The organism is Clostridium thermopalmarium DSM 5974, assembly GCF_002995795.1.
GTDB lineage: Bacteria > Bacillota > Clostridia > Clostridiales > Clostridiaceae > Clostridium_H > Clostridium_H thermopalmarium.
Window position 1 is genome coordinate 11,654 of sequence record NZ_PVXN01000059.1, and the last position, 14,933, is coordinate 26,586.

At 30.2% G+C, this 14,933-nt stretch carries 11 protein-coding genes, 1 pseudogene and 1 other annotated feature; of the genes and pseudogenes, 6 read left to right on the top strand and 6 right to left on the bottom strand.

The window, feature by feature from the left end:
• The first annotated feature begins 48 nt into the window (after positions 1 to 48).
• Positions 49 to 1,797 (top strand): Na+/H+ antiporter NhaC family protein, encoded by a 1,749-nt coding sequence (locus tag CPAL_RS11865; protein WP_061858610.1) that lies wholly within the window; start codon positions 49 to 51, stop codon positions 1,795 to 1,797.
• 304 nt (positions 1,798 to 2,101) lie between these two features.
• Here the strand turns inward: CPAL_RS11865 and CPAL_RS11870 are convergent, their stop codons facing one another.
• From CPAL_RS11870 to CPAL_RS11880, 3 genes are all read right to left on the bottom strand, one after another.
• The gene (locus CPAL_RS11870; RefSeq protein WP_061858611.1) at positions 2,102 to 2,620 is read right to left on the bottom strand and encodes a tryptophan transporter; all 519 of its coding nucleotides are present in this window, start codon (positions 2,618 to 2,620) and stop codon (positions 2,102 to 2,104) included.
• A gap of 136 nt (positions 2,621 to 2,756) precedes the next feature.
• Positions 2,757 to 3,030: a binding site (T-box leader), on the bottom strand.
• A 119-nt stretch (positions 3,031 to 3,149) separates the two neighbouring features.
• Positions 3,150 to 3,359 carry a DUF378 domain-containing protein gene (locus CPAL_RS11875; RefSeq protein ID WP_061858612.1) on the bottom strand — a complete coding sequence of 70 codons (210 nt, stop codon included), beginning with the start codon at positions 3,357 to 3,359 and terminating at the stop codon, positions 3,150 to 3,152.
• 168 nt (positions 3,360 to 3,527) lie between these two features.
• Positions 3,528 to 3,992: an Lrp/AsnC ligand binding domain-containing protein gene (locus CPAL_RS11880; RefSeq protein ID WP_061858613.1), complete on the bottom strand. Its 465-nt coding sequence runs from the start codon at positions 3,990 to 3,992 to the stop codon at positions 3,528 to 3,530.
• A gap of 245 nt (positions 3,993 to 4,237) precedes the next feature.
• On the opposite strand from CPAL_RS11880, the gene CPAL_RS11885 reads away from it, so the two are divergent.
• On the top strand, positions 4,238 to 4,618 hold the full coding sequence (locus tag CPAL_RS11885; RefSeq protein ID WP_106024702.1) for a hypothetical protein: 381 nt from the start codon (positions 4,238 to 4,240) through the stop codon (positions 4,616 to 4,618).
• 50 nt (positions 4,619 to 4,668) lie between these two features.
• Complete coding sequence (locus tag CPAL_RS11890; RefSeq protein WP_061858615.1) at positions 4,669 to 5,436, top strand: histidinol phosphate phosphatase; 768 nt, start codon at positions 4,669 to 4,671, stop codon at positions 5,434 to 5,436.
• Positions 5,437 to 5,546: 110 nt separating this feature from the next.
• Here CPAL_RS11890 and CPAL_RS11895 read toward each other — a convergent pair whose 3' ends face one another.
• Both CPAL_RS11895 and CPAL_RS11900 read right to left on the bottom strand, forming a co-directional pair.
• Positions 5,547 to 6,803 (bottom strand): CehA/McbA family metallohydrolase, encoded by a 1,257-nt coding sequence (locus CPAL_RS11895; RefSeq protein ID WP_061858616.1) that lies wholly within the window; start codon positions 6,801 to 6,803, stop codon positions 5,547 to 5,549.
• A 319-nt stretch (positions 6,804 to 7,122) separates the two neighbouring features.
• Positions 7,123 to 10,122, bottom strand: coding sequence for a vitamin B12-dependent ribonucleotide reductase (locus CPAL_RS11900; protein ID WP_106024699.1), 3,000 nt, complete (start codon positions 10,120 to 10,122; stop codon positions 7,123 to 7,125).
• A 263-nt stretch (positions 10,123 to 10,385) separates the two neighbouring features.
• On the opposite strand from CPAL_RS11900, the pseudogene CPAL_RS14140 reads away from it, so the two are divergent.
• Together CPAL_RS14140 and CPAL_RS14145 are read left to right on the top strand one after the other, a co-directional pair.
• Positions 10,386 to 10,889: pseudogene (locus tag CPAL_RS14140) on the top strand (gamma carbonic anhydrase family protein); the annotation flags it as partial.
• Entirely contained in the window at positions 10,881 to 11,366 is a 486-nt protein-coding gene (locus tag CPAL_RS14145; RefSeq protein WP_061858702.1) for a GAF domain-containing protein, read from the top strand. The pseudogene CPAL_RS14140 and the gene CPAL_RS14145, both read left to right, overlap by 9 nt.
• A gap of 282 nt (positions 11,367 to 11,648) precedes the next feature.
• On the opposite strand, the gene CPAL_RS11910 is transcribed toward CPAL_RS14145, so the two are convergent.
• Positions 11,649 to 14,261: a calcium-translocating P-type ATPase, PMCA-type gene (locus CPAL_RS11910; RefSeq protein WP_106024700.1), complete on the bottom strand. Its 2,613-nt coding sequence runs from the start codon at positions 14,259 to 14,261 to the stop codon at positions 11,649 to 11,651.
• Positions 14,262 to 14,504: 243 nt separating this feature from the next.
• Between CPAL_RS11910 and CPAL_RS11915 the strand changes: the two genes are divergently transcribed.
• A complete protein-coding gene (locus CPAL_RS11915; protein WP_420535938.1) occupies positions 14,505 to 14,921 on the top strand; it encodes a YaaR family protein in 417 nt (138 codons plus the stop codon).
• Positions 14,922 to 14,933: the final 12 nt, after the last annotated feature.

The following is a 14,933-nucleotide window of genomic DNA, read 5'->3' on the forward strand; positions in this document are numbered from 1 at the left end:
CAAAATTTTCGATATATGTGCAGTAAAATTTTATTTAGGGGGAAAAAGATGAGAAAAAGAAGAGTTTTTATGATCACCTTTATGCTTATGCTTTGTGTATTTGCTACTACTGCACTAGGAGTTGATTTAGAAGTAGCAAAGGCAAATGCGGCTAAGTTCGGAATTTGGACATTGCTGCCACCGCTAATTGCTATAATTTTAGCATTTGTAACTAAAAATGTTGTTATATCGCTATTTATTGGTGTATTTTCAGGAACATTTTTATTAGAGTTAAATGAAGGTAATATATTTAATGCTTTATTTCATGGCTTTCTAAATATTATATCTCAAATTTTAGGTTCTCTTGCAGACCCATGGAATGCAGGTATTATACTTCAATGTATGACCATCGGAGGACTTATAGCTTTAATTACAAAAATGGGAGGAGCAAAGGCAGTTGCTGAGGCTTTATCTAAAAAAGCAAAAACACCAGTAAGTACTCAGATTATCACATGGTTGCTTGGAATTCTTGTTTTCTTTGATGATTACGCTAACTCTCTTATAGTTGGACCTATAATGAGACCAGTTTCAGACAGAATGAAAATATCAAGAGAAAAGCTATCTTTTATAATTGACGCTACAGCAGCTCCTATAGCCGGTATAGCCGTAATATCAACGTGGGTAGGTTATGAGCTTAGTTTGATTAAAGATGGATATGATTCGATAGGACAGCAGGTTAACGCTTATAGTATATTCTTAGAAAGCATTCCATATAGATTTTATAATATATTAATTTTAGTGTTTATAGCATTTACAGCAATATTCTTAAGAGAATTTGGACCGATGCTTAAAGCAGAAAGACGTGCAAGAATTACAGGAAAATTATTAAGTGATACTGCAAAGCCTATGGTTTCCTCAGAAACTACTGATATTGAACCAAAAGATGGAATAGTTTTAAGGGTTAGAAATGCTGTAGTTCCAATATTGGTACTAATAGTAGGAGCCTTTGCTGGATTCTATTATAATGGATATAATGCTATAATAGCTGGAGATGATAAAGAACTAATAGCACTTTTGCTAGATAGCCCAGTTTCATTTAGAGCAATCCAAGAAACTTTTGGAGCGTCAGATGCTAGTGTAGTTTTATTTCAAGCAGCATTGCTTGCAAGTATAGTAGCTATAATCATGGGAGTTATCCAAAAAATATTTACACTAGGAGAAGCCATAGAAACTTGGATAAATGGAATGAAATCACTTATTATAACAGGAGTAATACTACTTCTAGCTTGGTCATTAAGCTCAGTAATTAAGGAGTTAGGAACGTCTCACTTCTTGGTAGCTATGCTGTCAGATAGTATACCAGCTTTTGTATTACCGTCAGTTATATTTATACTTGCTTCAATAATATCTTTTGCAACGGGTACATCTTATGGAACAATGGGTATATTAATGCCACTTACAATACCTCTTGCATTTAGTATAAATCCAGATCATGCATATATGGTTACTGCAGTAAGTTCAGTACTTACAGGAGCTATATTTGGAGATCACTGTTCACCAATTTCAGATACAACTATTTTATCTTCCATGGGAGCAGCATCAGATCATATAGATCACGTAAATACTCAGCTTTATTATGCAATTGTAGTTGCAGCTGTGGTTATATTTGCTGGATATATTCCTGTAGGGTTTGGAGCACCAATAGCTTTGGTTCTGCCAATAGATATAATTTTAATTGCATTACTAGTTAGGTTTGTAGGTAAGCCTGTAGAAACAGAAGAAATGCTTCAGGAAACTGTATCAAAGCAAAGAGCTTAATGCTATAAAAGAACTTAAGACAAAAATCTTAAGTTCTTTTTTTATGAGATAACAGAAATATTTTGTTCTGTAAAACATTTGTAACATTGCTAGCAAGCTACAATGGCCGTAATGAAACCTATGATTCTAAATTGTAGTTTTGCTTGCTGCAAAACATTCATAACTTTTTACGAGAATTGTTGAGATATTTAAACATCACGCATAGGATTTGCATTGTAGAAAGCGTTGAACAAGCATTAGAATCTTTCCTAAATGCAAATCTCATGCATGATGTTATCTATAAGAAAATTGCACCGTAATCTTCTTATAGTGTAACTTTTGCATGTTTTAAAGATATCTGGATAGCATTAAATAGTATTATGGCAGTTACTGTGTTTACTAGGGCTGCTGGAAGGACTACAGCTATAAACATTGCTGTAAAGGATTGAGGTAATCCAACTAGTATAGAAGCAGCAGTTAAAAATACAGTTCCGCTTAATACAGTTCCTATAGCAGTAAAGATTATAATTTTAATTTGATTATTTAATTTATTTCTAAAAGGCAATAATAATAAATAAATTACATTTGAGGTAATGATTTTATCTATAACATTGGCTGGCTGTCCACCTGGGAAAGTTGTAGTAAGAGCAGATAGAATTCCAGCAATTATACCTACTATTAATGTAGTTTTATAGTCTTCGTTTAAAATTATAATTATAAAAACCATGGTTAAAGACAAGTCTGGCTTCATTCCGAAGAATATAGGTGGAGCAACTTGATGCAAAATAAATCCTATAGCAAGCAAGAGTGAGTTAATAATATTTTTTTTAAAATTTGATTTCATAATAATATCATCCTTTCTTAAATAAATTTTTTTCAAATTATAAAGTAACCTATACCAATGTGATATATCTTTAGTTCATGCCATATTAACTCACCCCCCTTAATTATTTTTATAATAAAAAAAACTTCACCCTAAATAATAGGGCGAAGTGTCATTCGCGTTGCCACCTATATTATGCTTAAGGTATAGATACAAATTTAAATATCTATATACTTAAACATATCTCATTTCAGATACTAACATATCCTATCGCTATAACGTGCGAAACACGGTAAAGACTACTCTCCAAAAATAGATTTCGGTTTACATCTAACAGGTCCATTCACTAAAGTCTAACGTATTGAGATCCCACCATCCTCAACTCTCTGAAACTAAGATCATTAGCTACTATTCCTGATCAATGATTTTTTACTTTATTTACTAAAAAGTTTGTTTTATTAAAGTTTAATATAATAAAGTTATAAAGTCAATAAAAAAAAGCTTCAAATTTTAAAAATTTTGAAGCTTTTTTTAAATACCATATTTTTTATTATTTAACTTCATGAGTTTCTCTATCTCTTCCAAAGAAAGAAATAGCATATAATCCAGCTAAGCCTACTAAGGCATATACAACTCTACTAAAGGCTGACATATCTCCAAATAGAGCGGCAACTAAATCAAATCTAAAAAAGCCAATTAATCCCCAATTTATAGCGCCTATAACCACTAGTATAAGTGCAAGCGTATCTAATGTTCTCATAAAAGCTACATCTCCTTTAAATAATAATTTCTACAGCATTATTATTTACAATTTTAAAAAAAATATTAGTAAAAAAATAAAAATACTAGCGAAAATATGAAAAAGTAAAAAGTTGCACCTTATCTAAGGCAAGGCAGCTTTTTAAGTTATGTAATATTTTAAAATAAATTATAATTGTATATTTCTATCAATAGGCTGCGAAAGAGATATAAAAGTATCTGTTCTTTGAATTTCTGGAATAACTTGAATTTTATTCATAAGCAAATTCTGAAGATCTGCTATACTTTTACATATTACTTTTGTAAATATTGAATATTCTCCAGTAGTATAGTGTAGTTCTACAACTTCTTTAATTTTATTTAACTCTGACAATACACGAGAAAAAGAAGAAGCTTTATCTAAATATATACCGATAAAGCAGCATACATCATAACCAAGTTTAGTATTATCTAAAATCAGTTTAGTGCCTTTAATTATGCCCATATCTTCCATTTTCTTCATTCTTACGTGAATTGTACCACCGCTAACATGACATTTTCTTGCTATTTCCAAGTAAGGAGTTCTAGAATCTTTTATTAATATTTCTAATATTTGAATATCTAAATCATCAAGACCATTTATTTTTAAATCCACAGAAATCACCTCAAAACAATATAATATTTATTAACATTATATCAAAGTTTTTAATAGACTATCAAAATAAATCTATTTTAATAATAAAAGAGTTATAAAGTAAAAATATTAAATTTATTTCAGAATGACACTTGATATAAAAGTTATTTTTTCTTGTATTATTGAAGCTATAATTAATCTTGATAAATGTGTATATATAAATGTATAATAATATAATAAACATTTAGAGGAAAGGAATGAGGGTAATGGCTTTTTTTAAGGCATTTATACAAATGCTTGTAATGATAATTGTTATTTTGTCATTATACAACCTATTAAAGATTTATGTTTTAGAAAATATTAAAGTTAATAAGTGGGTAGTGCTTATACTTGCAGCAATAGTATTTCTTCTTCCTAATATTATATGGGTTAAGCAAATGCAAGCAAGACCTTGGCTTATGTATATACAAAGTGGAGTATTTTTGATATTATTTTTATGGTTTATGGATTTAGCAGGATTATCTAATAGACAGGCATCTAATCGAGGCAATAAGAATAACACTATAATAAAAGCTAAACCTAAGCCAAACAGAATTAATAAAAATAATATGGAAGTTATTAAAATGGGTAAGAAAAAGAAAAAATAATGTTAAAAAACAGCAAAACTTTAAGTTTTGCTGTTTTTTAGGAGGGAATTATGTTTGATACTCATATTCACACGAACTTTTCTACAGACTCAAAAATGAAGATAGAAGAAGTACTCCGAAAGATAAAACAAGAAGATCTAGGAGCTATAATTACAGAACATATGGATTTAAATTATAGAGATAGCAGTATGTTTAGATTTAATTGTGAGGATTATTTTAAATTTTATTCTTCTTATAGAGCAGATAATGTGCTTTTAGGAATTGAAATTGGAATGAATAATAAATTTTCACATGAATATAAAAATTTAATTAGGAAATATCCTTTTGATTATGTTTTAGGATCTCTACATGAAATGTATGATACGGACTTATACGAAGCTGATGAACTGTACAAAAACAAGAGCAAAAGAGAGCTTTATGAAGAGTATTTTTTTGAAATGGTTAGTTGCATAAATGAACATCATTTTATAGATAGCTTAGGGCATATAGATTATATTTGTAGATATGCTAAATATGAAGATACGGAAATATATTATGATGATTATAAAGAGCTTATAGATAATGTGTTGAAAGCTGCGATAAATAAAGGAATTGTTATGGAACTAAATACTAGGAGGATGGGGAACAAAAAATCTGTTTATAATCTTCTTAAGATATATAAAAGATTTAAAGAGTTAGGTGGCGAGTTTTTAACCATAGGCTCTGATGCTCATTCTGCTGAAACCATAGGAATCCATTTTAATGTAGCCAAGGAAATGGCAGAAGCGTGTAATTTAAGAATAGTTTATTTTAAAAATAGAAAAATGGAGCTAATTTAGTATTATGAGAAAAATGTGCAGTTTTTTATATTGAACATCTGATATGGAATTTGTATAGGATGCCAGACACTTAAGATTAACCGATAAAGTTAAGTGTCTAGCATCAAAGCTTAAGTAAATATTGGAGATGATATTCCAACTTTTCCGTCCACATGAATTACCTTTACTACATACCAAGCACCTTTTTTAAAAGGTAACGATAGATTCCATTTTATCTTATTTTTTTTATGAGCGCTTTTTTTCTTTACCACAATTCCGCCATTGGATATAATTTGTATCTTATTTATAGGAACTTTTTTATCTTCAGCTATAATCTCTAAGTTCATTTTATTAGAATTGTTTTCAATTATACTTCCCATCCATTTTCCATTTGCTTTAAAAACAAGCTTTAAGGAGCGGCTTTCTGTAGAATAGGTTCTACGAGACTTCAAAGCTTCAAAGAATTCATCATATCTTAAGAGTTTACATATAACTACAGTTAGATTATCTGTATCTCCCCAATTTTCCTTATGATTATCTTGTCCGTTTATAGCTCCTAAATGCCATCCTTTATCTAAGAGTTTATAGTAGTATTTTTCTCCACTTAAATATTTAAAAGGTGGAGAGCCATTTCCAACTTCTATAAAGTTTATATACTTATCTAAAACATCGTCATATTGAAGAGATTCAATGTATTTATGTGGATGGTTAATACAAACTATAGGATTTTTCTCCTTTTGAAGCCAAGCCTTAAAATCTTTAAAGTTCTTTATTTTGTTCTTGTATAGATTTATTGTATTTAAAATATTAAAATCACCTAGACCTCTAGAAGAAACCTCGAATCCATATAGTGGTAAAAATTTTTTGTTTATATTTGCAAAATATAAAGAACTGATTTTTACAGCATTCCATCTAGAGATTTCATTAGAATTATATTTGACTTTTTTACTAAGAAACCCTGAGTGATCTGTGATTATTAAAAAGTCTAGAGATTTTTTATAAGCGTATTTGAATGCTTCTAATGGAGTACCTTTTCCGGTAGAGAAGGAAGTGTGAGCATGAGGAATTCCGTAATAAAAATTATATTTATCCGACTTAGAAGAACTAGTGGTTATAGTAAATGACCATTGAATTTCTTGTATCTGCCTTCTGAAGTCTTTAATAAAGACTTTAATATCATGTTTTCCTGATTTAAGTTTTTTTTTAGGAACATATATAATTTTATTTTTATGGACTTTATGATGAACTTTTTTATTGTCTACATACATTTTTATATCAACTAAGCTATCAATATATTTATTACTAAGAATTGTCAAGTAAATGTCAGGAAGTCTATCAGTTAAAGTAGCATTATTTTCAGGAACAGCTATAAAAAGTTGATTTAACATTATATTATCTCCTTATGCTTAAGATTTTATAGTTAAAGGTCTATACTAATATTTTATTTTATTAAGAACATTCTGTGTATTGTATGTAAAATATCCCGTAATTTAACTAAGACTATAACGTTCATATGGCATGGTATAGGACACGAGATTTGAAATTTCTTAATCTGATATTATATATGCAAATGACTTGATAGAATTAAAAAATTTATATTAGAAATGATGATTAATTAAATCTATAAAAAAGACTGCAAGATCGTGCAGCCTTTTTGCTCAAATTTTAAACTTAATTACATCTAAAATATACTAGCTAGTTGCTATTTTAGCTACATCCAGTAGTAGATCCACAATCTAGGCAAACCTTACAGGTTCCATTTCTTACCATCCTTGTGCTTGAGCAGACAGGGCAGGTGCTATCATAAAGACGTTCTCCTTCTACTTTTTTTTCACTTGATGCAGCAACATCTTTAGAAAATCCAAATGTTGTTTCAGAATTTATAGTAAACATATTTGACAAATAGTTCTCATCTTTAATTTGGCATCTTGAAAAGTCACCTAATTCTATATCTATAATTTTACTTATTAAATCTGATATAGAAGTTACATATTTAATATAAGGATGTTTCTTAACAAAACCGTATGGTTCATATTTTTGTCCTCTTAACATTCTAGAAATGTCTTGAGGTGGTACATGATATTGAAGCATAACAGATATAGATTTAGAAAGAGAATTTAAAAGTCCGGTGATTATAGTTCCTTCTCTATCTGTAGTTATATAGATTTCGGAAATTTCTCCTTCAGAATTTCTATTAACAGTTGTATAAATTTTAACATCATCAATTTGAGCAGGGTGAGTAGTACCGTACCTTATACCTGTTAATTTATCTCTTCTTGAATAGTGATGTTTAGTTTGAAGTTCTTTAACCTTTTGTAATAGCTCATTATAAGTTAAGTCTTCGAGTTTTTTATTTCCATTTTCAGATAGACTAGTGTTAAGAGGTTGACTTGCCTTTGAGCCATCTCTATAAAGGGTTATACCTTTAACTCCAAGCTTCCAAGAAGATAAGATTACATCCTTAAAATCTTGAATAGTAGCTGTTTTTGGAAGATTTACAGTTTTTGATACAGCACCGGAAATAAGAGGAGTTATGGCTGCAACCATCTTAACATGTCCCATTGGAGAGATATACCTTTTTCCACTGCCGCATTTATTAGCTGTATCGAAGATAGGTAAGTGTTCTTCTTTTAGGTGTGGAGCACCTTCAATTTTTCCGTCTATTATTTTTTCATATTGAAATCCGTTCTCGTCTACAACTTCTGTTCTCATTATATAATCTACTATGTCTTTTATCTCTTTATCAGAATATCCTAGATTTTTAAGAGATACTTCAAGTACTGGATTTACAATAGTCATAAATCCGCCGCCAGACAGCTTTTTATATACAACGTGGCTGAAAAATGGTTCTATAGAAGTAGCACCGCAGTCCATAGCTAAGGATATAGTACCTGTTGGAGCTATAACGGAAACTTGAGCGTTTCTATAACCGTACTTTTCACCATATTCCAAAGCATTTTTCCAAGCATCTTTTAAAGTTTTACTTAAGTTTTTAAGTTTTAATTCATTTAGTATGTCATGATTAACTTTTACTGGAGTATAATTTAAGTTTTCATAAGAATCATCAAGGGCTCCAGCTACTCTGCTATGATTTCTTATAACCTTTAGCATATAATCCTTATTTATATCGTATTTAAAGAAGGTTCCAACTTCTTTTGCCATTAGAGATGATATATAATAAGAATGTCCAGTTAATATTCCTATAAGTGCAGCTGTTAAATTTCTAGCTTCTTCAGAGTCATATGGGTATCCACAAGCCATTAAAAGTGAAGATATATTAGCGATTCCAAGTCCAGTGGTTCTAAATAAATAAGTCTTTCTTGCTATATCTTCTGTTGGAAATTGACCCCAGTGAATAGAAGCTTCTAGAGCAAGCTGAATTAAACCAACCATATGTACATACCCTTTTAAATCAAATTCCTTTGAGGTTGTATCATAAAACCTATATATATTTATTGAAGCTAAGTTGCAGGAAGTATCATCTAAGAAAGCATATTCTCCACAAGGATTTGTAGAGTTTATTCTATTATATGGAGCGTTAAATTTTCCATCTTCACCACATGGACATGTATGCCAAGCATTAAAGGTATCATCAAATTGAGGAGATGGATCTGCACATTTCCAGGCAGATTCGGTAAAAGCATTCCATAATTCAGATACTTTTATATTTTTATTAACTATGTTGCTCACTCTACCTTTAAGTTCTATAGTAGCGTTGGGGTCAGCTTCAAGGTTATCCACTTTTTTCATAAAGTCATCTGATAATCTGACAGAATTATTTCCATTTTGGCCAGATACGGTTTCATAAGCTTCACCTTCAAAGCTTGTATCATAACCAAATTTTCCAAGGGCTTTAACCTTATCTTCCTCTTTTGCTTTCCAAGTTATGAAATCCATAATTTCAGGATGATCTATATCAAGACAAAGCATTTTAGCAGCACGTCTTGTAGTCCCACCAGATTTTATAGCACCTGCATTTCTATCAAAACCTTTTAAAAAGCTCATAAGGCCAGAAGAATATCCTCCTCCAGATAAAGGCTCTCCCTTAGCTCTTATAGGAGAAAAATTTGTTCCTGTTCCAGAGCCGCCTTTAAACAACCTTGTTTCTGTTATATATTGCTCTGATATAGAATGAGGACCCAAAAGTTTATCTTCTATAGAGATTATGAAACAAGCAGAAGCTTGAGTCCTGCTGTAGGCATCTGTACATTCCACAACTTTGTTTTCTTTTTCATTAAAATAGAAATTACCTTGTTTATTACCCTTTATGCCATAAGCTAAAGCAAGTCCAGTATTAAACCATTGAGGAGAGTTTGGAGCGTACATTTGATTTAATAATCCATAGACCATCTCATCATAAAATATTCTGCTTTCTTCCTCTGTTTTAATCATTCCTTCATCTTTTAAAGCTTCCATCCAAAAACTTACAAGTCTATGAGCTACCATTTTCATACTGTTTTCATATCCTAGTTCATTAGGAACTCCAGCTCTTCTGAAATATTTTGAAGCTATTATATCACAGGCATTTTGAGAATAATGTTTTGGGAACTCTAGATTTTTCATGTTTATAATAATTTTGCCAGTTTTATGGTCTTTTAAAATAACATCAACCTTTTTCCAAGTAAATAAATCATAAACAGTTTTGGAGTTATCTTTTTCGAGTTCCGTGGTAAAGTATCGTTTAAATATATTAGATATGGAATTCATATAAACCCTCCTAATTATTGGTACTATATGTAGTAATTGAATTAACTTCAGATACTACATGTAGTATTATATAGTAAATAATATTATTCTTCAAGGAGAAAAATTGTAATAATTTTACTAATGTTAAAGAAAGCATTGATGATAGCTATTCTTTAATAATTAAAATTATTTTTAATTCATTATATGAAATGTTTTCATTTAATTATTGTTTTTTCTGGGATATAATATGTAATTGAGAAACTTATGTGTGGAGGAAGATGCGTATGATATACAGATATGAAGATAAAAAACCTAAAATAAGCAGTGACGCATTTGTAGCTGAAAGCGCAGATCTTATTGGAGAAGTTGTATTAGAAGAGGATTCAAATATTTGGTTTGGAGCAGTTTTAAGAGCTGATGTCAATAAGATAATTGTAAAAAAAGGGGTTAATATTCAAGATAATTGCACTATTCATGTGGATAAAGATCATCCAGTATACATAGGAGAATACTCAAATATAGGACACAATTCAGTAATACATGGATGTAAAATAGGAAATCATGCTTTAATAGGTATGCAAAGTACTATTTTAGATGGAGCTGAAGTGGGGGATTATACCATAGTAGGGGCAGGCAGCTTAATAACGGGAGGCAAAAAGATACCTTCAGGAGTGCTTTGCATGGGCTCCCCAGCTAAAGTTATAAGGGAACTTACAGAAGATGAAATAAATCATATAAAACAAAATTCAGATCATTATATAGAAATCTCGAAAAAATATATGAAACAAGGGGGAAAATCAATGAACAGAAAAGACAATTATGAAACTATGCTTTTAATGCTTAAAGGACAAATTTCAGGGGAAGATGATTTAATAGCAAATCTATCTAATGCAACATCTATTATAAATCTTATGACAGATAATATAAATTGGGCTGGTTTCTATTTAATGAAAGATGGAGAGTTGGTTCTAGGTCCTTTTCAAGGAAAACCTGCTTGTAATAGAATAAAGATCGGAAAAGGAGTGTGTGGTACTGCGGTGGCAGAAAGAAAACTCCAGAGAGTGGATAATGTTCATGAATTTGAAGGTCATATCGCTTGCGATGCTGCTTCAAATTCAGAAATAGTGATTCCAATAATAAAAAATGATATAGTATATGGGGTCTTGGATATAGATAGTGAGGAGTTTTCAAGATTTGGAGAATTGGAAGAAGAATACTTCACTAAGTTTGTAAAAATACTTACAGAAAATATGAAATGGGAGTAATAGGACTAAATCGCGACAATCTTTAGTATTGAACTTTCCATATGGGATTTGCATTTAGGAAAGTTTCACTACGCAAAGAAGCCCTAATATTTCTTGAGTTTAAAACCACTAAGCCTTCTAAACTCGCTGCTGTTCAGACAATAGAAGGTTCTTATGGCGATTTAAACTCAGAAATAAAGAGCTTTTAATGCTAGTTTAACGCTTTTTATAATGCAAATCTCATATTCCAGTTCAATATTAAAAAAAGTTTATCCACATTTATTAAATGAGAGCGTCTTATTCTTATATTTTGCTCTTTAAAATTTTCAGTATTTCACTAATAAAAAGTGGCATTAAGCTTAATAGGGCGATCCATTTCCAATCTCCACTGTTAAGAGGATATACACTGAATATGCTGCTTAAGTAAGGAACATATAGTATTATAATTTGCAGAATTATACCTAATACAATTGAAAAAATTAAAAATCTATTTGTAAAAAATCCAATTTTAAATATAGACTTTTTTTCATTTCTCATATTTAAAGAATGAATTAGCTCTGAAATACTCATTGTGATAAAAGCCATAGTTTGTGCATGTATTACAGAACCAGGATATCTATGAAGTCCTATCTGAAAAGCGATTAAAGTTAAAATGCATATAATAGATCCGCTAAAGAGAATATTTCCTATGGCGCCTGTAAAAATAGTTTCATTAGAGTTTCTTGGCTTTTCTTTCATTACACCATCATCTTTAGGGTCTACACCTAAAGCTAGAGCAGGGAAGGAGTCTGTTATAAGGTTAACCCATAATATGTGTATGGATCTCAAAGGAGATGCCCATCCTAAAAGTATGGAAAAGAAAATAGACATTATTTCTCCGATGTTACAAGATATTAGAAATAAAATAGATTTTTTTATATTATTGTATATATTTCTTCCTTCCTCAATAGCTGAAACTATAGTAGAGAAATTATCATCAGTTAATATCATGTCCGAGGCTTCTTTAGCAACATCCGTTCCTGTAATTCCCATGGATACACCTATATCTGCAATTTTTAGAGAAGGTGCATCATTTATACCATCACCAGTCATGGATACTATATTTCCTTTAGATTTAAAAGCTTTTACTATTTTGACCTTATGTTCTGGTGATACTCTAGCAAATACTTTTAAATTCATTATCTTTTCATTTAATTCTTCCTGGGATAGTTTATCTAAGTCTAAACCAGATATAACTTCTAGGGGATTTTCAGCTATATTTAAGGATTTAGCAACGGCAAAGGCGGTATCCTTATGGTCACCGGTTATCATAACTGTAGATATTCCAGCCTTTTTGCATAAGGATATGGAATTTTTTACTTCCAGCCTAGGAGGGTCAATCATGCCTACTAAACCTATAAACACTAAATCTCTTTCTAAAGAGTTTATTTCCGTATTATTAATATCATTTATAATTTTATAAGCAGCACCTAAAACTCTGAGAGCTTCACTGGACATAGCTGAGGTAGCTTTTAAAATAGAATCTTTTATATTATCTGTCAAAGGTACTTCAATTCCGCCTATAAATACTTTGGTACATATTTTTAAAAGGTTATCTACAGCACCTTTAGTCATTACATAAAAATTGTCTTTATATTTGTTTACTGTAGTCATAAGCTTCCTATCAGAATCAAATGGAATTTCATTGACTCTTTCATGTTCTTTCTGAAGTTCATCTTTAAAAATATTATAGGAAGCAGCTACATCCAAAAGGGCTATTTCTGTGGGGTCACCGGTTGAGCTTTCTTTAGAAGATGTGGCATCATTACATAAAACTAAGTTTTCTATAAGTAGTTTGTGAATCTTATTATTAATGTCTAATTTCTTTATATCATCAAAAATGTTGTCTGCATAAAACTTTGTTACAGTCATCTTATTTTGTGTTAGAGTTCCTGTTTTATCAGAACATATGATATTTACAGAGCCTAGAGTTTCTACAGCAGGAAGCTTTCTTATTATAGCGTTTTCCTTTATCATTCTCTGAACACTTAAGGCTAATACTATAGTTACAATGGCAGGAAGCCCTTCTGGAATAGCGGCAACAGCTAAACTTATAGAAGTTAAGAATAACTCAAATAGGTCTCTTCCTTGAATGAAACCTATTAAAAACATCAAAGCACATATGGATATAGCAGCTATACCTAATGTTTTACCCAATTTTTCAAGTTTTTTTTGAAGAGGAGTAAGTTCTTTTTTATTTTCTTTAAGAAGAGAAGCTATTTTTCCTATTTCAGTATTCATTCCTGTGCTTACAGCAACCCCAATACCCCTTCCATGGGTGGCTAGGGTAGACATAAAAGCCATGTTTTTTTGATCACCTAATGTGGTTTTACCATCTTCAAGTATTAAGTTAGCATCTTTATCTACTGGTATGGATTCGCCTGTAAGGGCAGATTCTTCAATCTTTAAATTAACTGTTTCAATGAGGCGTAAATCGCAAGGAATATATCTTCCGGCGTCTATGATTATAATATCTCCAGGTACTATTTCTTCAGAAGGAATTTCTATTAGTTGGGCATTTCTCTTTACAATAGCTTTGGGAGTAGACAGATTTTGTAAGGTTTCTAAGGATTTTTCTGCTTTATATTCTTGAGTAACTCCAACTATTGAATTTAAAATTATAATTATACCGATTATAATAGCATCGCTAGTTTCTCCTACTAAAAAAGATATTATTGCAGCTCCAATAAGAATATAGATTAGAATATCGTTAATTTGGGACCAAATAAGAGTAATGAGAGTATCGCGATTTTGAGTTGCTAACTTATTTAATCCATATTTTATTTTTCTCTTTTCTACTTCTTGTGATGAGAGACCTTTAGAAGGGTCAGAATTAAAGATTTTTAGTATATCTTCAATTTTTAAACTATGATACATTAAAATCACCTCATAATATTATATAATAGATTTTAAAAAAACATACTTTAAAAGGAGTATGGAAGGTTCATTATGTCTGTGATAATATTGAAGGTATATGAGTATTATCCCTTAAATGAAAATAGTTGTAAAAAACGAGGGTAAGTAAATATAAAAATAAGTATTATACCAATTCTTACATATGCTATAATATTTATAAAAATGAGATTAAATATAGTATAAGGTAGAGGTGATGATGTGGAGATATCAAGAATAAATGGAAGAACTCAAATAAATTCCAAAAGAAATGTTGTATCGAGTAAAAAAAGTTTTTCACAAAGTTTTAGCTTTGCACAACAAAAAAAATCAGAACAGCAATTAAAGCAAATGCTAGAAGATATAAAAAAGAAGGGGAATAGATTAGTTATTACAAAATGTTATGCTGATGTGGTAGCTTATAAAAAAATCATAAAGGAATATTTAGAGTCAGTTTTAGATTATATGTATAGAGTTAAACAAGATATAAGCTTTTGGCAAACTCAATATTTTATAACAGTTGAAATAATAGATAGTAAGTTAGAAGAACTTACACAAATGTTATTAAGTGATGAAAAAGAAAACTTAAGTATAGCAAGTACTATTGATGAAATAAGTGGACTCATAGTGGATATATATAAGTAAATAAAGGTTAAA